Below are 23,560 nucleotides of genomic sequence, written 5' to 3' on the forward strand. Positions count from 1 at the left end.
GGTGTCAGCTCTCGTTGAGCGGGCGCAGCAGCACGTCGTGCAGGACGTCGTGCCCCCGTCCGCCGTCCCACAGTCCGCGCCCGGCCATCAGCAGGGCGTTGAGCAACTGGTCGTTGGCCAGTTCCGCGCCCTCCTCCCGCTGCCGGCGCAGGAACTCGCCTATCAGCGAGGACGTCGACGGGGAGGCCCCCGCCTCCTCGCCCAGGTGGGCGGCGACCATGGCGGCGAGCCGCTCCTCGTCCGGCGGCTGGATCTCCAAGCGGACGCAGCGCCGCAACAGGGCGCTCGGGAAGTCCCGTTCGCCGTTGCTGGTGAGCACGACCAGCGGGAACTCCGCGCAGCGCACCACGCCGCCGCGCACCACCGCCGTCCGGCCCTGGTCGGCGGTGCCGATCTCCTGCGCCCCGGGGCCCAGCCGTGACAGCTCGGGGATCTCGAACTCGCCCTCCTCGAAGACGTTCAGCAGGTCGTTGGGCAGGTCGATGTCGCTCTTGTCGAGCTCGTCGATCAGCAGCACCCGGGGGGTCCGCCAGGGCAGCAGCGCCGTGCCGAGCGGGCCGAGCCGCAGGAACCGGCCGACGGCGGGGGGTTCACGGTCGGCACGGTCGCGGTGGACACCGTAGCGCCGTCGCTCCTCGGGCCGCTCGGCGCGCCGGTCCTTCTCCCGCCAGAGTCCGGCCTCGTGCAGCCGCCCGATCGCGTCGTAGGCGTACTGCCCGTCGCGCAGGGCGGAGCGGCTGCTGATCGACCAGCGCAGGACCGGGCCGAGGCGCAGCTCGCGGGCGACCGCGTAGGGGAGGGTCGACTTGCCGACGCCGGGCTTGCCGGTGATGAGCAGCGGGCGGCGCAGGTGCAGGGCGAGGTTGACCGCCTGCACCTCCCGTTCGTCAGCCCGGTAGGCGGCGGCCTGGCGGGCCTTGCCGAGCCGGCGGGCGGTCAGCCCGGCCGCCGCGTCCTGCGGGGGCGGCGCGGGGAGCGTCGAGGGGTCGGTGCCCGGGGCGCCGAAGGCGCGCCAGGGGGGTGCCGGGGGGAGCCCGGCGATCCCGTCGTGGGGACCGCCGGTGCCCCGGTAGACCCACCAGTCCTCGGCCATGGCCGCTCCTTCCTCGCTGTGGGTGGTCTCGGGCGCGCGGAGGTGGCCGGTCATCCGGCCATCCCCGGGAAGAGGTAGTCCTGGTCCGGATCCACGCAGTCCGGGTCGTCCCAGAGCAGCGTGACGGTGTGCTCCGGGTCCGCGACCTGCCCCTGGATCTTCCTGCGGTACCGGTGGACGGTGTCGGGCAGTTCGGCGAGCCGGGTCGGGCGGTGCTCGCGCAGGGCCTCGACGAGGGGGCCCGCGTCACCGGCGACCCGCCGCCAGATCAGGACGGGCATTCCGCTGAAGTACATCGCGTTGTCCACCGCGTACTGCACCTCGGGGGCGAGCTGGTCGTACGGGATGTCCAGGCCCATGCAGGCGACGTTCCGGTCGGCGTCCAGCCACCGGGGCAGGTCGGCGACGTGCGCGGGGTCGAGGGAGGGCCAGCCGATCCGGCCGAGGACCTCGGCCGGATCGGTGCCGCGGACACCGATGTGCTCCCAGCGGTCCCGCCAGACCTGGAGGTCCGGGAACAGGTCGGTGTACCGCTCCAGTTGCCGCACCACCACCGGGTGGTGCTGGCCCAGCGGGCGGCCGGTGGGGCCGGCGGACCAGAGCTCGGCGGCGTACCCGAGGATGGAGCGCGGCAGCAGGAACTCGATCCGGACCGGGCCCGCCGAGCGGAAGATCGCCTGCTTCAGCTCCTTCCAGACGTACAGCCGCGCGCTGCCCGTGGTGAGCAGCTCGCTCTTGGTGAACGACCGGGTGTCGCTGTGGCTGCCGGCCCGCCGGAAGGGTCCGCCCGCCAGCGGCTGGCGGTAGTAGGAGACGTGCAGGCGGTAGCGGCTGTCACCGGTGTGCTCCGGGCTCTCCTCGTCCAGCCGGATCTGGACGATCAGCCGCTCCGGGGGCCCGTTGGCGGCGGTGACCGGCGCGGGGACGCCGAAGGTGTCGAGGAAGCGCCGCAGGACGGGGAGGGCGGCGTCCGGATCGGCGCCGAGCTCGGGGAGGGTGGCGCAGCGGATGACGTCCGGATCGGCGCCGAGCGCGTGGAGGAAGGCGGTGAGGGGCCCGAGGATGTCGGAGGAGCGCCGGTCGAGGAGGCGGCGCAGGATGGCGGGCAGGGTCTCCTCGGGCGCCGGGGTCCGGAGCGCACCGGTGTTCTCGGGGACGTGGCGGCCCAGCCCGGGCAGCATCGGAAGGGTGCGCAACTCGGCGATCAGGGGGATCAGTTCACCGGCGGGCGGGTCGTCGCCGCGCCCCACGGCCAGCCCGGTCAGCTCCAGCCAGGGCAGGGCCCCGTCGTTCGGGGCCAGGGTGCGCAGGGCCTCCTGGAGGGCGTCCAGCGCGCCCCAGGGGTCGGCGCACGCCACGACGGCGTCGACCAGCTCCCAGACGTGGGCGCGCGGTTGGCCGTTCTCGACGATGTCCGCCCCGATGCCCGGTGCCGCCGCCGACTGCCCGACGAGGGCCACCACCCGCTTCCGGAAGGGCTGTTCGGACATCTGCCGGAAGCCGAGGAGGACGTTGACCAGCAGCCGGTCCGCCTCCGGGGCCCACGGTCTCGGGGCCGGTGCGACGTCCCCCGCTCCGCTCATGCGCCCTCCGGGCCGTCGACCGCCCGCCCGACGAGCGTGCGCAGGCCGTCGAGCGCCCCGTCGTCCGGGGCGAGCTCCTCCAGTGCGGCGACCAGCGCCCGCAGCGCGACCCGCCCGTCGCGGAAGCTCCGGCAGCCGTCCACGATGCCGTGCAGGTGGAGCCGCTGGTCGGGGAGTTCGTCCGCCTCGAAGGCGTACGGCAGGCCGAGCCGGCGGCCCATGGCGTCCAGCAGCAGGAACCGCCCGTCGGAGCGCCGCAGCAGCCGGAAGGCCATCAGGGCGGCGACGAGTTCGCCGTCGCTCGGCGGCGCGGCGGGGGCGTCCGGCGGTCCGAGGGTGACTCCCGCCTCGGCGAGCAGCGCGGCCAGGGCGCCGACCGGGGTGAACCAGCCGCCCTCGTCGCGCTGGTAGGAACGGCTGCCCTTGAGGACGCCGCGCACCAGGCCGTCCGCCCCGACCAGCATGCTGCCGCTGTGGCCGTCGCGGATGCCGTCGCCGCGCACGCCGACGAAGTCCGCCGCGCGGCCGACGACCCGCAGCGCCAGGGTGTCGGGCTGGGCGCCGGGGCCGGGGGTGTAGGTGGAGTACCCGAGGGCGGTGAGGACGGTGTCCGGCTCGGCCTCCTCGGCGGCGAGCCGGGCCACGGGGTGGTCGGTCCAGCCGGGCACGGAGAGCAGGGCGAGGTCGGGGAACGGGTGGAACCTGCTGCGGTCGCCCTGCGCCGGTGCCAGCCGGATGCGGTCGGCCGCGACGTCGTGGTCGCCGCAGGCGTGCCGGATCCGCACCCGGTCCGTCGGCGCCGCCGCGACGAGGACGTGCGCGGCGGTGACGGCGAGGCCCGGGGCGACCAGGAAGCCGCTGCCGCGGAAGGAGCCCGCGAAGTCGATCGTGACGGTGCAGTGGCGCAGGGCCTCGGCCTCGGCGAGACCGAGCAGGGCTCTGCCGGTCACTCGGCGTCGGCCGGGGTGCTCTGCGCGGCGGCCTGCCGGCGGCGTTCCGCGAGGTCCCAGGAGAGCCGGACGGTCAGCCCGGCCTCGCTGCCGGCCTCGGCGATGACGCCGAGCAGCCGGCCCGACTTGACCGCCAGTTTGAGCCCGAACTCGACCTCGAAGGCGTCGGGTGCGCCGGCCGCGTCCTGCGCGATGCTGTTCGCCGCCCAACGGCCCAGGCCCTGAACGGTGTTGCGCACCTCGTCGAGGGTGAGCAGCACGGCCGAACCCAGCTGCGCGCCGGCTCGCGGGCCCGCGCGGAAGGCGGCGTCCCCCGACCCGTCCCCGTCCACCTCGCCCGAAGCCGCTTCCGGCTGCTGGAAGTTCACCTCGCCGACCACCTCGGCCCGGACGGTCGTGCCGTCCCCGAGATCGATCGTCACCGTTTCGGTCACCGGGCCCCGCCCCTTTGAAGATCCGTTCCGACGATCCCTCAGGATACCGGTCCCCGCAGGCCGTTGGGCCGGTACGCCCGAGTCGGCCGGGGTGCGGGGAGCCCGGGCAGGTCCGGGGCCGTACGGTGCCCCGGTTCCTGCACCGCCCGGGCCGTCCGCTCAGGCGTCGGTGGGCAGGGCGCGGGCGGGGTGGAGGGCCGGGGCGGTGCGGGGGTGGCCGGGGAGGGGGAGGGCGAGGGAGGCGTCGGAGGCGGCGGGCAGGGCGAGCGCGGCGGCGGCCTCCGGGGGGAGGTCGCGCAGGCCCAGCAGGCCGGCGGAGAGCCGGGCGGCGGCGCGGTGCCAGTCGCCGATCCGCCGCATCAGGGTGTGGCCGGTGCCCGCGACGGTGTAGCCGCAGACCCGGGCCCCCGCGGCGCGGCCGCGGGCGGCGAAGGCCCGGGTGGCGGCGGGGGAGGTGACCCGGTCGAGGTCGCCGTGCAGCATCAGGACGTCGCGGCCGGCCAACTGCTCGCACGGGTCCTCGGCCGGGCACCACGGGGCGAGCGCCACGACGCCGGTGACCGTGGGGTGGCCCGCCGCGTGCAGGGCGGCCCGGCCGCCCATCGAGTGGCCGACCAGGACGGTCGGCACCGGCCCCAGCGCCTCGGCGAGGTCGTCCAGCGCGGCGACGGCGTCCCGGGCGGCGTCGGCCCGCTCGCCGTTCCAGCCCCGGTGGCGGTAGCGGACGGTGCCGACCGCCACGCCCGCGCCCGCCGTCTCGCGGCGCAGCGCGTGCACGAAGCCGGCCATCCGCAGTCCGGCCAGGTTGAGCGGGCCGGGCCGGGAGAGGCTGTGCTCCTGGCCGCCGTGCAGGACCAGCACCGCGGCGCCCGGCCGCTCCGGCAGTCCGTGCCAGACCAGCGCCCGGTGGCCGCCCGTGCCGTTGTCGCCCAACGTCGCCCCGCTCCCGTCCGTTGCCGTGGACCGCCACTGTACGCGCCGGGCGCACGCGGCGAACCCCCCCGGCGGCCGGAGCGGGTTCACCCGGGGAGGCCAGCGCGGGCCGCCGGGGCATGCGGGCCCCCGGGGAGCCTGCTATCCACGAAGAGTGGGGGGCCCGCGCCGTTCCCGGCGCGGAGTCGCCGAGTGGAGGACTCCCGTGGCCCAGCAGCTCGCCCTGTCCGTCGACTTCGGCTCCGGCTTCACCGAGGCCTGGTCGAAGGTCGCCAAGTTCATTCCCCAGTTCATCGCCTTCCTGGCGATCCTGGTCATCGGCTGGTTCGTCGCCAAGGCCATCGCCCGGGTGCTCGACCGGGTGCTGCGCCGGGTCGGCTCCGAGCGGGTGGCCGAGCGGGCCGGGATCGCCCGGCACCTGGAGGGCTCGAAGTACGACCTGACCGGGATCGTCAGCAAGATCGTCTACTACGCGATCCTGCTGATGGCCCTGCAGCTGGCGTTCGGCGTCTTCGGCCCGAACCCGATCAGCGTGATGATCAACGGCATCGTCGCCTGGCTGCCGAAGGGCATCGTCGCGGTCGTCATCGTGGTCGTCGCCATGGCCATCGCCAACGCCGTGCGCGACATCGTGCAGGGCGCCTTGTCCGGCGCGGCGTACGGGCGGACGGTGGCCACCGTCGCCTGGGCGTTCATCGTCCTGCTGGGTGTGGTCGCGGCGCTCGGACAGGCCGGGATCGCCACCGCGATCACCGGACCGGTGCTGGTCGCGGTGCTCGCCTCGATCGCCGGTGTCCTGATCGTCGGCGTCGGCGGCGGTCTGATCATCCCGATGCGGCAGCGCTGGGAGCGCTGGCTCTCCAGTGCCGAGCAGGAGACCGCCAAGCTGCGCGGCAGCGCCTACCAGGCCGGCCGCTCGGACGCGCTGGCCAACCAGCCGGCCCGGCCGACCACCCAGGCCGCGCCGCCGCAGGCCCCGGGGATCGACCCCGGCCGGCCGGGCGAGCAGCCGGGCTGACCGGCGGGCGGAGGCCGCACCGCTCAGACACGCCCCAACAGGGGGTCCTGCCGGACCAGCCAGCAGATCGCGGTCAGCCGGTGCACCGCGTAGTCGTACCCGACCGGTTCGCGCCAGCCGATCTCGGCGAGCGCGTCGAGGAAGCCCAGCGCGTAGTCGGACAACTCCTCACGGTCCAGGGGCCGGGGCAGCAGCTCCGGCCCCTGCGCGTACAGCAGCTCGCGCAGCTCGGCGGCGTGCTGGTCGACCGCCGCGGTGAAGCCGGGTTCGAAGGCGAACTCGGCGAGCCGGGGCGTGAAGGCGGCGACGATCCCGGGCAGCGGACAGCCGGCCGGGCGGTTGCGCGGGTCGGGGGAGTCGTCGGGGGAGCCCCGGTGCGACTCGTCGGGCGTGGCGAACATCCGTCCACCGTAGGCGAGCCCGGGAGGGGCTTTCGCCGTGCGGGGAGGTTCCGGGCTGAGACCTTGGCCACGCGGGCGGTCCGCCGCCGAGCCGTGGGCACGGGTTCGGCGGATCCGTCCTGAGCGCGGTGCGGTCGGTACCACAATGGCCGGTATGGATCTGCGCATCTTCACCGAACCCCAGCAGGGCGCGAGCTACGACATGCTCCTCCGGGTGGCCCGCACCGCCGAGGAACTGGGGGCCTTCAGCGCCTTCTTCCGCTCCGACCACTACCTCAGGATGGGCGGGGTCAGCGGCCTGCCCGGCCCGACCGACGCCTGGATCACCCTGGCCGGCCTCGCCCGCGAGACCAGCACGATCCGCCTCGGCACCCTGATGACCGCCGCCACCTTCCGGCTGCCCGGCGTGCTCGCCATCCAGGTCGCCCAGGTCGACGCGATGAGCGGCGGCCGGGTGGAGTTCGGCCTCGGCGCGGGCTGGTACGAGGCGGAGCACACCGCCTACGGCATCCCCTTCCCGAAGGAGAAGTTCGGGCGGCTGGAGGAGCAGTTGGAGATCGTCACCGGTCTCTGGAGCACCGGGCTGGGCGAGACCTTCGACTTCGCCGGGAAGTACTACCGGCTGAGCGAGTCGCCGGCGCTGCCCAAGCCGGCCCAGGCGAAGATCCCGGTCCTGGTCGGCGGCAGCGGCCCGACCCGCACCCCGGCGCTGGCCGCCCGGTTCGCCGACGAGTTCAACCTGCCGTTCGCCTCCGCGCAGGACACCGCCGCCCAGTTCGGCCGGGTCCGCGAGGCGGCCGAGCGGACCGGCCGCAGGGCCGACGACCTGGTCTACTCCAACGCGCTGGTGGTCTGCGTCGGCCGGGACGACGCCGAGGTGGCCCGCCGGGCCGCCGTGATCGGGCGCGAGGTCGACGAGCTGAAGGCCAACGGCCTGGCGGGCACCCCGGACGAGGTGGTGGAGAAGATCGGCCGGTACGCCGCCGTCGGCTCCCAGCGGATCTACCTGCAGGTCCTGGACCTGGACGACCTCGACCACCTGGAGCTGATCGCCTCCCGGATCGCCCCGCAGCTCGGCTGAGCGGTCCGTTCACCGGCCGCCTGTAACGGTCCCGGTGCGCTTCTGTGACGCACCTGGGGCGGTAAAGGGCTCGGCCCGGACCCGCTCTGACCATTAGTCTTTACTCTCTCTTGAAGGGGAAGGCTCTTCGGGAGGCGGGTCCGGGAGAGCCCGGGCCGGCGGGGAGCAGGGGGTTTCGATGGCGGACGCACAGGTCTCCAGGACGGTTCTCGACCGGGTGGCCCCCGACCGGCCGGCGGTCCCGGCGCCCCGGGCCGGCTGCCCGGAGGTCGCGGCCGAGCCGGCCGCGGGGGTGCTGCGCCCGCGCGGTCTGCAGGACCTGCGGCACACCCGGCCCGGCCGGGGCCGGCCCACCGCGCTGCACTACCCGGCGGGCGACCTGCTGGTGGTCTCCGGGCTGCCGGGCAGCGGCAAGAGCACGCTGATGCGCCGCTGCGTGCGCGCCCCGCTGGTCGACTCGCAGCTGGTCCGCGAGGAGTACGCGGCCCGGCTGCCGTCCTGGCTGCCGTACGCGGTGTACCGCCCGCTGGTGCGGATCGCGCACTACCGGCGGCTGCGGCGCGCGGTGCGGGCGGGCGGTCCGCTCACCGTGCACGACTGCGGGGCGGTGCCGTACGTGCGGCAGTGGCTGGTCCGGGAGGCCGAGCGGCAGGGGCGGCGGGTGCACCTGGTCCTGCTGGACGCCACCGCCGAGGAGGCCCGCGACGGCCAGCGCGCCCGCGGGCAGTCCGTCTCCGTGTACGCCTTCGCCCGGCACCGGGAGGCCGCCCGGCGGCTGCGCTCCAGGCTGGCCGGGACGGGGCGTCCGCCCGCCGGTTGTGCGTCGGCCGTGGTACTCGACCGGGCCGGTGCGCGTGCCCTGCGGGAGATCGTCTTCGTGGCGTCGTAGTCTCGGCGAGGCGGTTCGGGTGCCCGGTTCATCCCGTTCGTCCTGTCCCGCCGGCCGCCGCACCGCTGCGCGGAGCAGACGGGGTGTCACGTTTCGGACAGGCCGGGGCCGGTACTGTGCGCATGCGCGCGACGGGAAATGCTCATGTGCGGTGACGTCGGGCCGCTCAAACTTCCGGATTATGTCTGATTTGTCGTCAGAAGTTCCAGGCCGGAACGGACCTGACGCGTACACGCGACTCTGCGTAGCCTGTGGCACGGCGGCCCCCCTCAACCGCCGTCCCCCACCACCTCCCCAGGAGCGCAGATGCGTCGTTCCGCCCGTGTCCCCTCGCGTGCCACCAGCCGCTTCCTCGGCGCGGCGGCCGTCGTCGCCGCCCTCGGCCTCACCCAGTTCGCGGCCCCCACCGCGCCCGCCGCCGCCGGCGCGGCCGCCCAGGGTCCGTCCGCCACCGCCTGCACCGGCGACGGCTCCCAGGACGCCGCGGCCCGCAAGCCCGCCGGCGGCCCCACCGGCCAGGAGCCCAACGCCGTCACCGAGACCCAGGCCAAGGCGATGGACGCGGACCTCCAGGCCCGGCTCGCCCAGCTGGCGCACTCCCCCCAGAGCGGGGCCCTGGTCGCCCCCGGCGCGCCGGCCGCCGCCACGACCATCCCGGTCTACGTGCACGTCGTGCACTCCGGCACCACCGGCAAGCTGTCGGCCGCCACCATCGCCAAGCAGATCGACGTCCTCAACGCCGCGTACGGCGGCCAGGGCAGCGGCAACACCGCGAGCCAGTTCCGCTTCCAGCTGGCCGCCACCGACTACACCGACAACGCCACCTGGTACAACGGCGTCGCCCCGGGCTCCAGCGCCGAGAAGGCGATGAAGACCGCGCTGCGCAAGGGCGGGGCGAGTGCCCTCAACCTCTACAGCGCCAAGCTCGGCCAGTCGCTGCTCGGCTGGGCGACCTTCCCCAGCTCCTACAAGTCCAACCCGACCGACGACGGCGTGGTCATCCTCGACTCCTCGTTCCCCGGCGGCTCGGCCGCCAACTACAACGAGGGCGACACCGCCACCCACGAGGTCGGCCACTGGCTCGGGCTCTACCACACCTTCCAGGGCGGCTGCAGCGGCCAGGGCGACTACGTCGCCGACACCCCGGCCGAGGCCAGCGCCGCCTACCAGTGCCCGGCCGGCCGGGACACCTGCACCTCCACGGGCGTCGACCCGATCCACAACTTCATGGACTACACCTACGACTCCTGCATGACGCAGTTCACCGCCGGCCAGGTCACCCGGATGTCCAACTCCTGGGCCGCCTACCGGGCCTGACGGCCCCCGGTCGTCATTCGGAGCCCTGGCGGGTGCGCGGCGACGGTGCCGCGCACCCGCCGGTACCGGTTTCGGAGGTGTACGAACCGATCGGCGCGGCAATTGGCGGGCAAATGTCCCTGTTGATCTATGTTTGGAGCGCAAGAGAGGCAAGACAGCACGTCGAGCAAGGAGCAGCGGCATGGCCAACAGCGCGAACCCCAGGATCGTCGTCGGTGTCGACGGCTCGCCCGCCTCGGAGCAGGCGCTGCGCTGGGCGGTCGACTACGCCCGGCTGACCGGCGGCACCGTCCACGCCATCGCCGCCTGGGAGTACCCGGCGTTCTACGGATGGGCCGGGGCGAGCGTGCCCGCCCCCGAGTTCAACCCCGAGGAACTGGCCGGCAAGACCCTCTCCGACACCGTCGCCAAGACCGTCGGCGCCCAGCCCGAGGTACGGATTGCCGAGTCGGTGGTCCCCGGCAACGCCGCCCAGGCGCTGCTGGAGGCGGCCCGCGGCGCCGCGCTGGTCGTGGTCGGCAGCCGCGGCCTCGGCGGATTCACCGGCGCCCTGCTCGGCTCGGTCGGCCGGCACCTCACGGAGCACGCCCCCTGCCCGGTGGTCGTGGTCCGCCACGGCGTGGGCGGCGAGGAGGCGGCCGGGGACGGCGCGGCGTAGGGCGAGCGGCTGCGGCGGGCCGCCGCGCGGAGGCAGGATGGAGACATGCCAGAAGGTGACTCCGTCTTCCGCGCGGCGGCCCGCCTGCACGCGGCCCTCGCCGGGCAGGTGCTGACCACCGGCGAGCTGCGGGTGCCCGCCCACGCCACCGCCGACCTCGCCGGACGCCGGGTGCTGGAGGTGGTCCCGCGCGGCAAGCACCTGCTCACCCGCATCGAGGGCGGCCTCACCTTGCACACACATTTGCGGATGGACGGCCGCTGGGTGGTCTTCCGCCCCGGCGAGCGCTGGACCGGCGCGCCCCTGCACCAGGTCCGCGCCGTCCTCGGCACCGAGCGGGGCACCGCCGTCGGCTACCGGCTGCCCGTCGTCGAACTGCTGCGCACCACCGACGAGCACCGCGCCGTCGGCCACCTCGGACCGGACCTGCTCGGGCCCGACTGGGACCAGGGCGAGGCCGTCCGCCGACTGCTCGCCCACCCCGGCCGGCCGGTCGCCGAGGCCCTCCTCGACCAGCGCAACCTGGCCGGCATCGGCAACGTGTACGCCAACGAGCTGTGCTACCTGGCCGCCGTCACCCCGTGGACGCCGGTCGGCGAACTCCCGAGCGCCGACCGCCTGGTGGCCCGCGCCCACCAGCTCCTGGACGCCAACCGGATGCGCTCCGGCCACGTCACCACCGGCGACACCCGGCGCGGCCACCAGCAGTGGGTCTACGACCGGGCCGGGCGGCCCTGCGCGCGCTGCGGCGCCACGGTGCTGACGGCGGAGCACGGCACGGCCCCGCAGCAGCGGCCCGCCTACTGGTGCCCGTCCTGCCAGCGCGGCCCGGCCCCGGCGGTCCGGTCCGGACGGTCGGGGCCGCCCGGACGGCGCGGGCGCTGAGGACCGTTCGGGCAGCTGCGGCGGGGGCCGGCGGTCGGGCAGCGGCGGTCGGACGGGCGGGCGGGGCCGGGGGTCAGGCGGGTTCCACCAGCGCCGGGTGACGCGGGTCGTCGAAGCGGACGGTGAGGTCGGCCGCCTCCGCCGGTACGGTCTCGGCCTCGTAGCGGGCGAACGCGGGCAGCGTCCACCGCTCCTCCGGCGCCGTCCGCCGGGCCAGCGCCGCCGGGGAGAGCGCCAGGTGGACCGTCAGCTCCAGCGGCAGCCACCGGCCCAGCAGCAGCGCGCCGTCCAGCAGCAGCACCCCGCCGGGCGCCAGCTCGGTGTAGGGCGCGCGGGTGGAGCGGTCCGTCACCGGATCCCGCAGCGAGGGCAGCACCCGGCCGCTGCCGCCCGGCTCCAGCGGGTCCAGCACCTCGCGCAGCAGCGCGCCGTCGTCGAGCCAGAGGTCGTGGAAGGCGTCCGCGTCCTGCCGGCCGTACTCCAACCGGACCGAGGCCGGGCGCAGGAACCCCGCCGCCGGGACCCGCAGCGTCGGGAGGCCGCGCAGCCGCAGCGGCTCGACCAGGGCGTCCGCGAGCACCCCCGGCGCGGCGGCCGGGGCACCGTCCACGGCCACCCGCAGCCGGCGCCCGCCGGCCCCGGGCAGCGCGGCGATCCGGTCGGCGAGCAGCTCGACGAGCCGCTCGGGCGAGATCGGGATCGGGCGAATCGGCACGGCATCATCCTGCGTCGGGGGAACGGGAGGGGCGGCGCTCGTCGTCGAAGGGCACGGACGTTCAGGGCACGGGCAGGACACCGAGACAGTAGAGGGTGTTGTCGTGGCCCGCGAACAGCCGGGTGCCGTCACTGGCCACCGACCAGACGTCGATCCCGGGGCCGGAGTCCGCGAAGGTCGTGAACACCCGGCCGGACTCCGTCGCGACGAAGTGGACGCCCCGGTCGGCCGGGCCCGGCACCGCCAGGATCGTGCTGGTCAGCAGCGGGCGGCAGCGCCGGTCGAGCCGGAACGGCAGCTGGAGCTGCCAGACCTGCGCGCCGTCGTCCGCCGCGTGCGCGGTGACCAGCCCGTTGTCGCGCAGCACGTACACCCGGAAGTCGTCGCTCACCGGCGGCAGGGCGCGCCACTGTTCGCCGGGCCGGGGGAGCACCGACCAGTGCGGCGTGCCGTCCTCCATCCGGAGCGCCTGGACGCCGCCCGACCCGGCCGGGAGGTAGACGTGCCGCTGGTCGACGGCGGACCAGGAGGTACCGGTGTTCGCCGTGGACCAGAGCCGGCGGCCGGTGGCGCCGTCCAGCAGCGCGAGGCCGGCGGTCGGGTCGGCGTCCCAGGCGAGCAGCCGGCCGGCGCCGGTGTCGAGCACGGAGACCACCAGCTCGCCGCGCTCGGCGGCCGGGCGCGACCAGAGCAGGTCCTTGCCGGTGGCGTCCATCGCGAACAGGTTGCCGCGCACCGCGGACCTGCCGGCGACGCGGCCGTACACCTGGCCGCCGTCGCAGCCGAGCAGGGTGATCCAGTCACCCAGCTCCGGGGGCAGCGGCAGGCTCCAGTTCGCGGCGGGGCCCACCAGCGTCCGGGCGTCGACGTGGCCGGTCGAGGTGGTGAACAGTCGGCCCGCCCCGACGATCAGCGGGCTGTCGTCCGGAACGCCCTTCGGTGCGGCGGCCTCGACGGTGTCGGTCACGGAGCCGGTCGCCTCGTCGAGCAGGCGGATACGGTCGCGGGTGATGTAGGAGGGCGCGAGCAGTCGGCCGTTCAGCCGGCCCGGCGCCATCGGCTCGGGGCCCTGGTAGACCCACGTCGGCTCCGGGCCGGCCACCCGGGTCGGCACCGGCCGCGGCTTCGGCGGCTCGGGCTTCGACCCGCCCACCGCCCGGGACACCCCCCAGAGCGCGGCACCCGCCGCCAGGACCCCGGCCCCGGTCAGCAGCCGGCGCCGGGTCGGCCACGAGCCGCCACCGTCGCCGTCCGCGCCCCCGCTCACCACATCACCGGGCGCACCGGTGGCGCGTCCCTCGTCGTCCCCGTCCCACTGCCAGGACGCCTCTCCCGCCGGACGATCGGACGGTGTGGACCCCATGCTTCGCTACTCGTCTCCCCCGGGGCAGCCGTTCTGCGCTGCGCTGTCCACGGAGAATACCCAAACCGCCTCCACCGCCGACCCCGCCGGACGGCACCCCGCCCGCCCGGTCACCCGGCCGCCGCCGGTCAGGAAGGGAGGCCGTGGTCGGCGAGGCCGGCGAGGACGTCGGCGTGGCAGGGGAGGGGGGCGCACCAGCAGCCGAGGCGGTGGCCGCGCAGGCCGGGGACGAGCGCGAGGAGGTCGGGGCGGGCCAGGAGGTGGGCGCGGTACTTCACCAGCATCTCCTCGCGCGAGAGGTCCGGGCCGGGGCGGTACGGGCAGTGCAGCGCGGACTCGGCGAGGTGCCAGCCGCCGCGGTGCATCGCCCGGCCGACGTAGACCACGTCGGCGAACGCGGGGTCGTCGCGGTGGCCCTTCAGGTTGACCACGGTGGTCGGACCGGGGCCGGGGGTGCGGAGCGTCATGGGGTCGATGGTGGCGCGGCCGGGGCGGCCGGGCACCTCGGGACGGGTGGGGCTCGCCTTGACAGCCCCCGGGGCCCGGCGTAGCAAGAGAGCATGCGCGAGGGTGAGCCGGCGGACCCGCCCGGTCCGCGACCGAGCGGCGGCGGTGCCCGGGTGGCGCGACCCGAGCCGCACCGCCTCCGCGAGCACATCGCGCTGCCCCCGGAGGAGTGGGCGGCCCGCGACCGGGACGCCCTGCTGACCTCCGCCGTGCGCACGGTGCTCGGCGGTACGGACGCGCACGGCGCGACCCTCTACCTGCGCTCCCGCGACCGCCGCTCGCTGGTGCTGTGCGCCGTCGCGGGCGTGCCGCTGTCCGTCCTCGGCCCGTTCCGGCGGATCGCCGCCGCCGGGCCGCTGCCGGTCGCGGTCGGCTACCGCACCGGTCGCACGGTGCTGCTCGCCGACACCGAGGACACCATGCGCCGCTTCCCGCAGCTGGCCCTCGGCCTGCCGTACGACTTCGCCTCCGCCTGGGTCCCGGTCCGGGTGGGCGAGGAGACCTACGGGGTGCTGGGCGTGCTGTGGCCGGCCTCGGGCGAGGGCGTGCCCGAGGGCGCACGCCGCCACCTGCGCGCGGTGGCCGACCGGCTGGCCGGCGGCCTGGCCGGACTGGAGGCCGACGGCCACGCGGTGGAGCCGAACGGCGAGACCACGGTCGTCGAACTCACCCCGCCGTCCGCGCCGACCACCCGGGTGGGCCTGTTCGACTGGGACGTGCTGGCCGGCGCGGTCACCGCCGACGACCAGTTCTGCGAGATCTTCGGTCTCGCCCCCGGCGACTTCGACGGCCGCGCCGACACCCTGTCCGCCCGGATCGCCCCCGGCGACCTGCCCGAGTTCCGGGCCGCCGTGCGCGGCGCCCTCGACGGGGACCGGGTGCTCGCCGCCCGGCTGCGGGTGCTGGACCGCGACGGCCACCCCTACCCCGTCGAACTCTGGGCCCGGGTGCCGCACAACGCCCCCGAGCAGTGGGGCCGGCTGGTCGGCGCCGTCCTCGACACCCGGACCGGCACCGCCGCGGCCGCCGCCGTCGAACGGCTGCGCGAGGGCGTGTTCTCGATGGACCCGGACGGCCGGATCACCTACGCCAACCACAGTGTCGAGCTGCTGCTGCAGGCCCGCCGCGAGGACCTGCTCGGCCACCACCCGTGGCAGGTGCTGCCCTGGCTCTCCGACCCGGTGTACGAGAACCGCTACCGGGCCGCGCTGCTCTCCCAGCAGCCGACCGCGTTCCTCGCCCTGCGCCCGCCGGACAGCTGGCTGGCCGTCTCGCTCTACCCCGACGCGCACGGCGTCACCGGCCGGGTGGTCGCCGCCGAGCCGCCGCCGGACGCCGCCGAGCCGCCCGCCGAACCCGCCCCGCCCGGCGCCTGGACCGGCCTCGGCGCCATGTACCACCTGCTCCAGCTGGCCAGCGCGCTGAGCGAGGCGGTCACCGCCAGCGAGGTGTTCCGGGCGGTGGCCGACGAGATCCTCCCGGCGCTCGGCGGACAGGAGCTCGCCGTCTACGCCGTGCGGGACAAGCGGCTGCACCTGGTCTCGCAGAGCGGCTACCCCGACGGCTTCCTCGACCGCTTCGAGGGCATCCCGGTCGACACCCGGGTACCCGGCGCGGAGACGCTCACCAGCGGCACCCCGATCTTCTTCGAGTCCGTCGACGAGCTGGCCGCCGCCTACCCCGACCTCACCCTGGACGACATGGGGGCGTGGGCGTTCCTGCCGCTGATCGCCTCCGGCCACCCGGTCGGCAGCTGCATCCTCGGCTTCGACCGGCCCCGCGTCTTCACCCTGGAGGAGCGCGCCCTGCTCACCGCGCTGGCCGGCTTCATCGCCCAGGCGCTGGAGCGCGCCCGGCTGTACGACGCCGAGTTCACCCTGGCCAGGGGCCTCCAGCAGGCCCTGCTGCCGCACCGGCTGCCGTACCTGGAGCAGGTCCGGATCGCGGCCCGCTACCTGCCCGGCACCCAGGGCATGGAGATCGGCGGCGACTGGTACGACGCCGTCGTCACCGGCCGGGACCTGTGCCTGGTCATCGGCGACGTCGAGGGCCACAGCGTCGGCGCGGCCGCCACCATGGGCCAGCTGCGCAGCGCCGTGCGCGCCTTCGCCACCAGCGGCCACCCGCCCGACGAGGTGCTGGCCCGCACCAACCAGCTGCTGCTCGACCTCGACCCGGGGCTGCTCGCCAGCTGCTGCCTGGTGCGGCTCACCCCCGGGGATGGCACCGCCCTGGTCGCGCGGGCCGGCCACGTGCCGCCGGTGCTGCGGTACCCGGACGGGCGGGCGGAGGCGCTGGACGTGCCGGGCGGGCCGCTGCTCGGTGTGGACCGGGCGGCCGCGTACCCGGTCAGCCCGCTGGTGCTGGAGCCCGGCTCGGTGCTCGCGCTGTACACGGACGGCCTGGTCGAGGACCCGGCGGTGGGGATCGACGAGGGCGTGGAGCGGCTGTGCGCCGCCCTGGCGGGTCCGGATGCCGGGTGGTCGGCGGCGGAGGGGCCGGACGGGCTGGCCGAGCGGGTGCTGCACGAGCTCGGCTCCACGCACCGGGTGGACGACATCGCGCTGCTGCTCATCGCGTACCGGTGAGGCGGCGCGGTGCCGGTGGGGCGGCGGGGTGCCGGTGGGGCGGCGGGGTGCCGGTGGGGCGGCGGGGTGCCGGTGGGGCGGCGCGGAGCGACTTTCGTCGGTCCCCGCAGCGACGAACGGCGGCGGTGACCGGCGCGGGCGCTTCGTTAGCCTCGACGGGTGGACGTCATAGCAAGAGCCTGGTCGAAGGCGGTACGGACGGCGCTGCCCGGCCCCTGGCGGTTCGGGACCGTGGTCCGTGAGGTGGTGGGCGCGATCCTGCTCGGCGGGGTCGCCACGCTGATCGAGGTGGCCAGCCGCTCCGGGCTGGCGCTGTCGATGGGGCCGGCGGTCGCCGTCCTCTTCCTGCTGCGCCGCGGCCTGCCCGCGACCGTGCTGGTGCTCACCGCGGCGGCGAGCGGCTTCGGCGGCGGGTCGCTGCCGCTGACGGTCTGCGCCGGCTGGTCGGCCGGTTCCCGGGTGCGCCGGGTCGGTGTGCTGGTCGGGTCCTTCGTCGTCGGCTGGGTGCTGATGACGGTCCTGGGCGTGGCGAAGGACGCCGGGGAGCTGCCGGTCAAGGTCATCGTCGGGTTCTCGCTGGGCGGCTACCTGCTGTTCGCGGTGCTGCCCGCGCTCTGGGGCCGCTACCGGGCGCAGCGCCGGGAGCTGATGGACGCGCTGCGCGAGCGCAACGAGCAGCTGCTGCGCGAGCGCGCGATGGTGGCGCACCAGGCGCGGTTGCGCGAGCGGCATCGGATCGCCCAGGACATGCACGACAGCCTGGGCCACCAGCTGGCCCTGATCTCGGTGCACACGGGGGCGCTGGAGGTCGACCGGACCCTCACCGACCGGCAGCGGGAGGCGGTCGGCGTGCTGCGGCTGGCGGCGGTCGCGGCGATGCGCGAGCTGCGCGAGGTGGTCGGGGTGCTGCACGACGAGTCGAGCGCGGCGCCGTCCGCGCCGGGTGCCGCGGTGGCCGGCGCCGAGTCTCCGGCCGTCGGGGCCGGGGCCGGGGGCGCCGGGACGGGCGGGGTGGACGGGATCGACGGGCTGGTCGTCTCCTCCCGGGCGGCCGGCACCGTGGTCGCCCTGGTCCGGGACGGCGAGCGCCGTCCGCTGACCGCGTCCGCCGGTCACGCGGCGTACCGGGTCGTTCAGGAAGCGCTCACCAACGCGCACAAGCACGCCCCCGGCGCGCCGATCACGGTCGCACTCCGGTACGAGCCGGACGCGCTGGTGGTGGAGGTGGTGAACCCGGCGGCGCCCGAGCCGGTGGGAGTGCGCTCCGGCGGCGCCCCGGCGGTCAGCGGTGGCCAGGGGCTCACCGGTCTGCGCGAGCGGGCCCGGCTGGTCGGCGGCATGGTGCACGCCGGGCCGACGGCCGAGGCGGGGTTCCGGCTGGCGGCCGTGCTGCCCTACGCGGGCGCGGAGCCGAACGCGGGCGCCGGGAGTGCGGCGACGGGCGCCGGCGCGGGCGGCGCGCCGGGCGTGGAGGAGGCGCCGGCCTGGGCGCTCGACGGCGTGCCGCCGGTCGCGGCCGCGCAGACGAAGCGGCGGAGCCCGGCGATCGGCTGTGCGGCCGGGGGCGTGGCGGTGCTGGTGGCCGTCCTCGGACTGCTGGTCTGGGGCATCGTCGAGTTCGTCCGGTCCGCCGAGGACTCCACGGTCGAGCGGTCGGTGTTCGAGGCGGTGCAGGTCGGCGACCCGGAGGAGGAGGTGAGGCGCCAACTGCCGCCCGGCAGCGATTTCTTCACCCAGAACCTGCGGGGCACCGGACCCACACCGCCGGTCGGGTCGGTCTGCCACTACTTCCTGTCCGACGAGTCGACGGGCGGCTGGGACGACCAGAACGCCGTTCGGTTCTGCTTCAAGGACGGCGTGCTGGTCGACAAGCAGCACTACCGGGTGAACCAGTGAACCGGGCGGGTGTGAGGATGGTCCCCGGCGCCCCCGGCCGGTCGGGCGGCGCACCGTCAGGACCAGTGCAAGGGGATGACCAGCCGTGATCCGAGTCCTCGTCGCCGACGACGAGCCGCTCATCCGGGCCGGGATCAGGATGATCCTGTCCTCCGCCGACGACATCGACGTGGTGGCGGAGGCAGCCGACGGCCGGCAGGCGCTGGACCTGGCCCGCGCGCACCGGGTGGACGTCGTCCTGCTGGACATCCAGATGCCGGTGATGGACGGTCTGACGGCGCTCGCCGAGCTGCCGAGGGCCGCCCCCGGCGCGCGGGCGCTGATCCTCACCACCTTCGGGGAGCGCGAGAACGTGTTGCGCGCCGTGAGCGACGGGGGCGCGGGCTTCCTCCTGAAGGACACCGCCCCGGGCGAGCTGATCCAGGCCGTGCGGGCCGCCGCCACCGGGGACGCCTTCCTGTCGCCGGCCGCGACCCGGCACATCCTCGACTCGCTGGCGGGCGGGCGCTCCGGACCGGCCGCGGCGCGCGGTGCGCGGGCCCGGCAGCGGCTGGAGGTGCTGACCGAGCGGGAGCTGGAGGTCCTGGCGCTGCTCGGGGAGGGTCTGTCCAACGCGGACGCCGGCGCCCGGATCCACATGAGCGAGGCGACGGTGAAGACGTACGTCAGCCGGATCCTGGCCAAGCTGGAGTGCGACAACCGGGTGCAGGCGGCGCTGCTGGCCCGGGACGCGGGGCTGGACGGCGCCGGCTGAGGCCCGCCGCCCGCCCGCTGACGGCCCGTTCGCTCTGTGCGCGGACGGATCGTGTGCCATGCGCTGAGCGATTTTTTGGTCACGCTCGGTAGTGGGAGTGGCGAAGGCCACATCGACGGCGGGGGGAATCGGGAACTCCGATTCGCATGGTGACGGCGCGTCAGGTGAACGTAGCGATTTGTCGATGATCCGGGTGGGGCGACGGTCGACCGGGTGTGAGTGACGGCACGGAAAACGACCGTTTGGGCCGGGAAATGCGGTCAAAGCCGGTCGTTTCCCGGTCGATTACATGATCAATACCGCCGGTAACAGTCAACTGAGCTGCGACGTACAAGAATTGCTTGATGCGGCCGGGTGGCCGCCCGTAGCTTCTTTGGCGGTGCAGCGAGCACCACCCGGGATCACCCCCGACGCACGGCCCGCCGACTGACCACCGGCGCGAGGGCGGTGCCCGTCGACGCGATCGGCTCGAACAGGCCGTCGGCGAGCGGAGGGTGGCTGGGGCGGTACGGCACGTCGGACACGTGCCCGTCCGCCCGTCGAGCGAGGGAGCGACAGCCGGCCCCGGCAGGGGTCTGGTTCCGCATGCCCGCCCGGGGCTTGTCGAGAGGAATTCCATGAATCCCCGTCGCGAGACCGCCGCTTCCACCACCACCGACAGCTCCACCACCGGCACCACCGGCACCGCCAGGCGCAACCGGGTTCGGATGGCTGTCGTGGCGGGCGCCGCCCTGGCGGCGCTGCCGGTGGCCGGCCTCGTCACGGCCACCTCGGCCGCCGCCGCCCCCGCCTCCTCCTGGGACGCCGTCGCCAAGTGCGAGAGCGGCGGCAACTGGGGCATCAGCACCGGCAACGGCTACTACGGCGGGCTCCAGTTCAACCCGTCCACCTGGAGGGCGTACGGCGGCACCGCGTACGCCCCGCAGGCCCACCAGGCCAGCCGGGAGCAGCAGATCTCGGTCGCCGAGAAGGTCCTCGCCAAGCAGGGCCCGGGCGCCTGGCCGGTCTGCTCGGGGAAGGCGGGCCTGCGCAAGGGCGGCGCGCCGGTCGACGTCGCCGACACCGCCGACGCGCCCGCCCCGGCGCCCAAGGCGCAGCAGCCGGCCAAGCAGGCCCCGGCCCAGGGCCAGAAGCCGGCCCCCCGCAAGGCTCCGGCGGCCCCCTCCCAGGCCCCGTCCCAGGGCGCCGTCAAGCCTGCCGCGCCCGCCGCGAAGCCTGCCGCGCCCGCCACGCCCGACCGGAGCGCCTCGGGCGGGGGCTACACCGTCAAGAGCGGTGACACGCTGAGCGGCATCGCGGCCAAGTTCGGCCTCGACACGGCCGGACTGCACGCCAGGAACCTCAAGGCGATCGGCACCAACCCGAACCTGATCTTCCCGGGCCAGACCCTGTCGGTCTGACACCGTCCGGTGAGCCGGTCCCGCTGACGCGCACGCCCCGGCACCCCCTGCCCGGGGTCCGTACGGCCACCCCTGTCCCCGGGGGTGGCCGTACGGCGTGTCGCAGGGGCGAGCGGGGGCGTGCGGAGGTGCGCCGATCGGCGGTAGTTGAACGTTGAACGCGACGTCCGAATACCGCCGGACCCAAGGGCCGCGCGGGCCGAGGATCGAGTCATGTCCGCGAACGACCCGAGGAGTTCTGACGATATGACGACGACCATGCTCGCGAAGCTCGACGGCAGGGTGGCCCTGGTGACCGGCGGCAGCCGGGGCATCGGGGAGGCCGTGGCGCTGCGGCTCGCCGAGGAGGGGGCGGACGTGGCGGTGACCTACCTGGGCAGCGCCGAACGGGCCGAGGCGGTCGCGGCCAAGATCACCGCGATGGGCCGGCGCGGCTGGGCGGTCCGGGCCGACAGCGCGGACCCGCAGGAGGTGCGCGCCGCCGTCGCGGCGGTGGCCGAGCGGTTCGGGCGGCTCGACATCCTGGTCAACAACGCCGGGGCGGGCTTCGTCGCACCGATCGAGGAGACCGGCCTGGCCGACGTCGACCGGGTGTTGGACGTCAACGTCCGGGCGCCGTACCTGTACGCCCAGGCCGCCGTCGCCCACCTGGCCGACGACGGCCGGATCGTGACCATCGGCAGCTGCATGGCCAAGCGGGCCGCCTTCCCCGGCGGCAGCCTCTACGCCACCAGCAAGGCCGCCGTGATCGGGCTCACCAAGTCGCTGGCCCGCGAGTTGGGCCCGCGCGGGATCACCGTCAACCTGGTCCACCCCGGCCCGATCGACACCGACATGAACCCGGCGGACGGCCCGTCGGCCGGCTTCCAGTCCGGCTTCACCGCGCTCGGCGGCTTCGGGCGGGCGGCCGACGTCGCCGCGACCGTCGCCCACCTGGTCGGCGCCGAGGGCCGCTACATCACCGGCGCCGAGATCGCCGTGGACGGCGGCTTCGCCGTCTGACCGCTCGCGCCGTCCGACCACCGGCGGCCGGCCCGGGGTGTTGCGCCGGGCCGGTTGTCGGTGCTCCCGCTTACGATCGGCCGGTCCGACCACGTGTGCCGGCGCGCGTCCGCGGCGCGCGCCGGGCGCGCGGGTCCCGAGTGAGGGGCCGGTGCGGCCCCGGCGACGGAGAGGTGCGTCATGACCGCAATGGAAGACCCGATCGAGCTGCTCGCCCGTGCCCTCGCGCAGACCGCCGGCCTGGTCGACGGCGTCGGCGCCGAGCAGGCCGGCCACCCGACCGCCTGCCGCTCCTGGGACGTCGGCCGGCTGATCAGCCATCTGCTGCACGACCTGCGGCAGTTCACCGTCCGGGCGGAGGGCGGCGCGCCCGACTGGTCGGAGCCCTTCGAGCGGGTCGAGGACGACTGGCTGCACCGCTTCGAGGCCGGCGCCGAACGGCTGGTGGCCGCCTGGCGCAAGGCCGGGGACCTCGACGGCGTCATCGCGGTCCCCGGCGTCGGCGAGCTGCCGGCCCGCTTCCCCGTGGACCAGCAGACCGCCGAGTTCGCCGTGCACGCCTGGGACCTCGCCCGTGCCACCGGCCAGTCCACCGCCGGCCTGGACCACGAGGTGGCCGAGGCCTCGCTCGCCTGGGGGCGCGGCGCGCTGCGGCCGGAATACCGGGGGAGCGAGGAGGAGCGGCACGCCTTCGGCCCGGAGGTCGCGGTCGCCGAGGGCGCGCCGGTGTACGACCGGCTCGCCGCCTTCTTCGGCCGCGACCCCGGAGCCGAGTAGTGCCGGGCGGCCCGGCTCAGCCGCGGCTCCAGACGAAGGAGATCTCCGGGTAGCGCGGCGAGGGCGCGTCCAGCAGTGGCGACGGGCGGCCGCGCAGGAAGCGGTCGAAGTGCGCGCGGACGTAGGCGCGGGTCAGCTCGGCGGCCCGCGCCGGGGCGGTGGTGCCGAGGAGTTGGGTGGCGATCTCCGGTGAGGTGTGGTCGGCGAGGCGGCCCGGGCCGGCGACGAAGGCCAGGTCGGTGCAGCTCAGGTGGCCGGCGTCGCGCTGCAGCAACTGCCGCCCCCAGCCGCGCTGGTGGGCGCGCCAGCGCTGCCAGGTCTCGTGGTCGGCCAGCGTGGTGAGCAGCAGGAACGGCCGGTCCAGCCCCTCGTCCGGCACCGGCGAGCCGAAGAAGCCGCCGTCCAGGTTGAGCCCGGCCGCGAACCGCCGGTCCTGCCGGACCGCCTCGGCGGCGGCCGAACCGCCCATCGAGTGGCCGAGCACGCCGATCCGCTCCGGGTCGGCGCACGGCAGCCCGGAGTGCCGGCGCAGTGTCCGGCCGGTGGTCAACTCCGTGGCGACGAAACGCAGATCGGCCGCCCGGGTGCTGATCTCCGTGCGCTCGGTGGCGCCCCAGTCGGCCGGATCGTCCTCCAGGACGCTGCGCACCAGCCGGCCGTCCGGGAACTCGACGACGGCGGCGTCGTAGGGGTGGTCGAGCGCCGCGACCAGATAGCCGTGCGCCGCCAACTCCTCGGCCAGTGCGGTGCAGTTGCTGCGCCCGCCCTTGCGGCCGTGGCCGAGCAGCAGCAGCGGCAGCGCGCCGGGGGCGGCCGGCGCGCCGAGCCGCGCCGTCGGCCGCAGGCGGGCGATGGTGCCCGGGTCCAGGAAGGCGATGCGGTCCAGCTCGGCCGCCACGCGCGCCGTGGCGTACGGCGCGCGCGGGCGTCCGGCGGCGCCGAGCGCGGGGTACCAGAGCTGCACCATCAGCTCGCGGGGCGCGGGCGCGGGGGCGAACGGGTCCTGCCGGTCCTCGTCGACGAGGTGCAGCGACACCGTGCCGACGATCCGCCGCGCGGTCGGCACCGGGAGGTCGATCGGCGTGGCGGGTCGTGCGGGGGCGGGCGGCGGGGCGGGCGGCGCCGGGGCGGGTGCGGCGTACGCCGTCGTGCCCGGCAGCGCGAGCGCCGCGCCGCCCAACCCCGCGAACGTCAGCAGTGAACGGCGCCCGATCATGGTCATCCACCCTCCGGATCAACGGCCTTGACGAGTCCTCACCCTAGGCGGGGCAGGCGCGCGGGGGATAGGGGGGTGCCCGATCGGGTCGTGCGGGGCG

Annotated in this window: 22 protein-coding genes; 12 read left to right on the forward strand and 10 right to left on the reverse strand. The window is 75.7% G+C overall.

Annotation, left to right across the window (positions count from 1 at the left end; all coding sequences use genetic code 11):
- Nucleotides 1-4 precede the first annotated feature (4 nt).
- The 5 genes from ACFCLZ_RS33960 to ACFCLZ_RS33980 all read right to left on the reverse strand — a co-directional run bounded on the left by ACFCLZ_RS33960 (nucleotide 5) and on the right by ACFCLZ_RS33980 (nucleotide 4,993).
- Nucleotides 5-1,147: an AAA family ATPase gene (locus ACFCLZ_RS33960; RefSeq protein WP_380281728.1), complete on the reverse strand. Its 1,143-nt coding sequence runs from the start codon at nucleotides 1,145-1,147 to the stop codon at nucleotides 5-7.
- Complete coding sequence (locus tag ACFCLZ_RS33965) at nucleotides 1,144-2,676, reverse strand: hypothetical protein (protein ID WP_380281729.1); 1,533 nt, start codon at nucleotides 2,674-2,676, stop codon at nucleotides 1,144-1,146. The genes ACFCLZ_RS33960 and ACFCLZ_RS33965 overlap by 4 nt, the downstream gene beginning before the upstream one ends.
- Nucleotides 2,673-3,626, reverse strand: coding sequence for a trypsin-like peptidase domain-containing protein (locus ACFCLZ_RS33970; protein WP_380281730.1), 954 nt, complete (start codon nucleotides 3,624-3,626; stop codon nucleotides 2,673-2,675). Before ACFCLZ_RS33970 ends, ACFCLZ_RS33965 begins: the two co-directional genes overlap by 4 nt.
- Nucleotides 3,623-4,060 carry a CU044_2847 family protein gene (locus tag ACFCLZ_RS33975; RefSeq protein WP_380281731.1) on the reverse strand — a complete coding sequence of 146 codons (438 nt, stop codon included), beginning with the start codon at nucleotides 4,058-4,060 and terminating at the stop codon, nucleotides 3,623-3,625. The genes ACFCLZ_RS33970 and ACFCLZ_RS33975 overlap by 4 nt, the downstream gene beginning before the upstream one ends.
- Nucleotides 4,061-4,219: 159 nt before the next feature.
- The gene (locus ACFCLZ_RS33980) at nucleotides 4,220-4,993 is read right to left on the reverse strand and encodes a serine aminopeptidase domain-containing protein (protein ID WP_380281732.1); all 774 of its coding nucleotides are present in this window, start codon (nucleotides 4,991-4,993) and stop codon (nucleotides 4,220-4,222) included.
- A gap of 205 nt (nucleotides 4,994-5,198) precedes the next feature.
- Here ACFCLZ_RS33980 and ACFCLZ_RS33985 point away from each other — a divergent pair, with 205 nt between their 5' ends.
- Entirely contained in the window at nucleotides 5,199-6,011 is an 813-nt protein-coding gene (locus ACFCLZ_RS33985; protein ID WP_380281733.1) for a hypothetical protein, read from the forward strand.
- 23 nt (nucleotides 6,012-6,034) lie between these two features.
- Here ACFCLZ_RS33985 and ACFCLZ_RS33990 read toward each other — a convergent pair whose 3' ends face one another.
- A complete protein-coding gene (locus ACFCLZ_RS33990; RefSeq protein WP_380281734.1) occupies nucleotides 6,035-6,412 on the reverse strand; it encodes a DUF6401 family natural product biosynthesis protein in 378 nt (125 codons plus the stop codon).
- A gap of 154 nt (nucleotides 6,413-6,566) precedes the next feature.
- Between ACFCLZ_RS33990 and ACFCLZ_RS33995 the strand changes: the two genes are divergently transcribed.
- The 5 genes from ACFCLZ_RS33995 to ACFCLZ_RS34015 all read left to right on the forward strand — a co-directional run bounded on the left by ACFCLZ_RS33995 (nucleotide 6,567) and on the right by ACFCLZ_RS34015 (nucleotide 11,242).
- On the forward strand, nucleotides 6,567-7,493 hold the full coding sequence (locus tag ACFCLZ_RS33995) for an LLM class F420-dependent oxidoreductase (RefSeq protein ID WP_380281735.1): 927 nt from the start codon (nucleotides 6,567-6,569) through the stop codon (nucleotides 7,491-7,493).
- Between the two features lie 178 nt (nucleotides 7,494-7,671).
- Nucleotides 7,672-8,382: an AAA family ATPase gene (locus ACFCLZ_RS34000; RefSeq protein WP_380281736.1), complete on the forward strand. Its 711-nt coding sequence runs from the start codon at nucleotides 7,672-7,674 to the stop codon at nucleotides 8,380-8,382.
- A gap of 306 nt (nucleotides 8,383-8,688) precedes the next feature.
- Nucleotides 8,689-9,699, forward strand: coding sequence for a zinc metalloprotease (locus ACFCLZ_RS34005; protein WP_380281737.1), 1,011 nt, complete (start codon nucleotides 8,689-8,691; stop codon nucleotides 9,697-9,699).
- 181 nt (nucleotides 9,700-9,880) lie between these two features.
- Nucleotides 9,881-10,357: a universal stress protein gene (locus ACFCLZ_RS34010; RefSeq protein WP_380281738.1), complete on the forward strand. Its 477-nt coding sequence runs from the start codon at nucleotides 9,881-9,883 to the stop codon at nucleotides 10,355-10,357.
- Nucleotides 10,358-10,402: 45 nt separating this feature from the next.
- Nucleotides 10,403-11,242 (forward strand): DNA-formamidopyrimidine glycosylase family protein, encoded by an 840-nt coding sequence (locus ACFCLZ_RS34015; RefSeq protein ID WP_380281739.1) that lies wholly within the window; start codon nucleotides 10,403-10,405, stop codon nucleotides 11,240-11,242.
- A 73-nt stretch (nucleotides 11,243-11,315) separates the two neighbouring features.
- Here the strand turns inward: ACFCLZ_RS34015 and ACFCLZ_RS34020 are convergent, their stop codons facing one another.
- The 3 genes from ACFCLZ_RS34020 to ACFCLZ_RS34030 all read right to left on the reverse strand — a co-directional run bounded on the left by ACFCLZ_RS34020 (nucleotide 11,316) and on the right by ACFCLZ_RS34030 (nucleotide 13,787).
- Complete coding sequence (locus ACFCLZ_RS34020; RefSeq protein ID WP_380286370.1) at nucleotides 11,316-11,951, reverse strand: uridine kinase; 636 nt, start codon at nucleotides 11,949-11,951, stop codon at nucleotides 11,316-11,318.
- 67 nt (nucleotides 11,952-12,018) lie between these two features.
- Nucleotides 12,019-13,320, reverse strand: a complete 1,302-nt coding sequence (locus tag ACFCLZ_RS34025; protein WP_380281740.1) for a PQQ-binding-like beta-propeller repeat protein — start codon at nucleotides 13,318-13,320, stop codon at nucleotides 12,019-12,021.
- Nucleotides 13,321-13,448: 128 nt separating this feature from the next.
- On the reverse strand, nucleotides 13,449-13,787 hold the full coding sequence (locus ACFCLZ_RS34030) for a DUF4326 domain-containing protein (protein WP_380281741.1): 339 nt from the start codon (nucleotides 13,785-13,787) through the stop codon (nucleotides 13,449-13,451).
- A 93-nt stretch (nucleotides 13,788-13,880) separates the two neighbouring features.
- On the opposite strand from ACFCLZ_RS34030, the gene ACFCLZ_RS34035 reads away from it, so the two are divergent.
- The 6 genes from ACFCLZ_RS34035 (at nucleotide 13,881) to ACFCLZ_RS34060 (ending at nucleotide 22,244) form a co-directional block, all read left to right on the forward strand.
- The gene (locus tag ACFCLZ_RS34035; protein WP_380281742.1) at nucleotides 13,881-16,415 is read left to right on the forward strand and encodes a SpoIIE family protein phosphatase; all 2,535 of its coding nucleotides are present in this window, start codon (nucleotides 13,881-13,883) and stop codon (nucleotides 16,413-16,415) included.
- A gap of 159 nt (nucleotides 16,416-16,574) precedes the next feature.
- A complete protein-coding gene (locus ACFCLZ_RS34040) occupies nucleotides 16,575-18,311 on the forward strand; it encodes a histidine kinase (protein WP_380281743.1) in 1,737 nt (578 codons plus the stop codon).
- Between the two features lie 85 nt (nucleotides 18,312-18,396).
- Entirely contained in the window at nucleotides 18,397-19,065 is a 669-nt protein-coding gene (locus ACFCLZ_RS34045; protein WP_380281744.1) for a response regulator, read from the forward strand.
- A gap of 617 nt (nucleotides 19,066-19,682) precedes the next feature.
- Nucleotides 19,683-20,465: a transglycosylase family protein gene (locus ACFCLZ_RS34050; RefSeq protein WP_380281745.1), complete on the forward strand. Its 783-nt coding sequence runs from the start codon at nucleotides 19,683-19,685 to the stop codon at nucleotides 20,463-20,465.
- Nucleotides 20,466-20,711: 246 nt separating this feature from the next.
- The gene (locus ACFCLZ_RS34055; protein ID WP_380281746.1) at nucleotides 20,712-21,467 is read left to right on the forward strand and encodes an SDR family NAD(P)-dependent oxidoreductase; all 756 of its coding nucleotides are present in this window, start codon (nucleotides 20,712-20,714) and stop codon (nucleotides 21,465-21,467) included.
- A 180-nt stretch (nucleotides 21,468-21,647) separates the two neighbouring features.
- Entirely contained in the window at nucleotides 21,648-22,244 is a 597-nt protein-coding gene (locus ACFCLZ_RS34060; protein WP_380281747.1) for a TIGR03086 family metal-binding protein, read from the forward strand.
- 16 nt (nucleotides 22,245-22,260) lie between these two features.
- On the opposite strand, the gene ACFCLZ_RS34065 is transcribed toward ACFCLZ_RS34060, so the two are convergent.
- Complete coding sequence (locus ACFCLZ_RS34065) at nucleotides 22,261-23,466, reverse strand: alpha/beta hydrolase (protein WP_380281748.1); 1,206 nt, start codon at nucleotides 23,464-23,466, stop codon at nucleotides 22,261-22,263.
- Between the last annotated feature and the right edge of the window lie 94 nt (nucleotides 23,467-23,560).

The sequence above is a fragment of the Kitasatospora purpeofusca genome (assembly GCF_042691725.1).
Classification (GTDB): Bacteria; Actinomycetota; Actinomycetes; order Streptomycetales; family Streptomycetaceae; genus Kitasatospora; species Kitasatospora purpeofusca_B.

What these genes read in the sequence shown, in the direction of transcription:
- ACFCLZ_RS33960 (WP_380281728.1), bottom strand. Translation starts at nt 1,147, where the DNA reads ATGACCGGCCACCTCCGCGCGCCCGAGACCACCCACAGCGAGGAAGGA.
- ACFCLZ_RS33965 (WP_380281729.1), bottom strand. Translation starts at nt 2,676, where the DNA reads ATGAGCGGAGCGGGGGACGTCGCACCGGCCCCGAGACCGTGGGCCCCG.
- ACFCLZ_RS33990 (WP_380281734.1), bottom strand. Translation starts at nt 6,412, where the DNA reads ATGTTCGCCACGCCCGACGAGTCGCACCGGGGCTCCCCCGACGACTCC.
- ACFCLZ_RS33995 (WP_380281735.1), top strand. Translation starts at nt 6,567, where the DNA reads ATGGATCTGCGCATCTTCACCGAACCCCAGCAGGGCGCGAGCTACGAC.
- ACFCLZ_RS34000 (WP_380281736.1), top strand. Translation starts at nt 7,672, where the DNA reads ATGGCGGACGCACAGGTCTCCAGGACGGTTCTCGACCGGGTGGCCCCC.
- ACFCLZ_RS34005 (WP_380281737.1), top strand. Translation starts at nt 8,689, where the DNA reads ATGCGTCGTTCCGCCCGTGTCCCCTCGCGTGCCACCAGCCGCTTCCTC.
- ACFCLZ_RS34010 (WP_380281738.1), top strand. Translation starts at nt 9,881, where the DNA reads ATGGCCAACAGCGCGAACCCCAGGATCGTCGTCGGTGTCGACGGCTCG.
- ACFCLZ_RS34015 (WP_380281739.1), top strand. Translation starts at nt 10,403, where the DNA reads ATGCCAGAAGGTGACTCCGTCTTCCGCGCGGCGGCCCGCCTGCACGCG.
- ACFCLZ_RS34025 (WP_380281740.1), bottom strand. Translation starts at nt 13,320, where the DNA reads ATGGGGTCCACACCGTCCGATCGTCCGGCGGGAGAGGCGTCCTGGCAG.
- ACFCLZ_RS34030 (WP_380281741.1), bottom strand. Translation starts at nt 13,787, where the DNA reads ATGACGCTCCGCACCCCCGGCCCCGGTCCGACCACCGTGGTCAACCTG.
- ACFCLZ_RS34035 (WP_380281742.1), top strand. Translation starts at nt 13,881, where the DNA reads ATGCGCGAGGGTGAGCCGGCGGACCCGCCCGGTCCGCGACCGAGCGGC.
- ACFCLZ_RS34050 (WP_380281745.1), top strand. Translation starts at nt 19,683, where the DNA reads ATGAATCCCCGTCGCGAGACCGCCGCTTCCACCACCACCGACAGCTCC.
- ACFCLZ_RS34055 (WP_380281746.1), top strand. Translation starts at nt 20,712, where the DNA reads ATGACGACGACCATGCTCGCGAAGCTCGACGGCAGGGTGGCCCTGGTG.
- ACFCLZ_RS34060 (WP_380281747.1), top strand. Translation starts at nt 21,648, where the DNA reads ATGACCGCAATGGAAGACCCGATCGAGCTGCTCGCCCGTGCCCTCGCG.
- ACFCLZ_RS34065 (WP_380281748.1), bottom strand. Translation starts at nt 23,466, where the DNA reads ATGACCATGATCGGGCGCCGTTCACTGCTGACGTTCGCGGGGTTGGGC.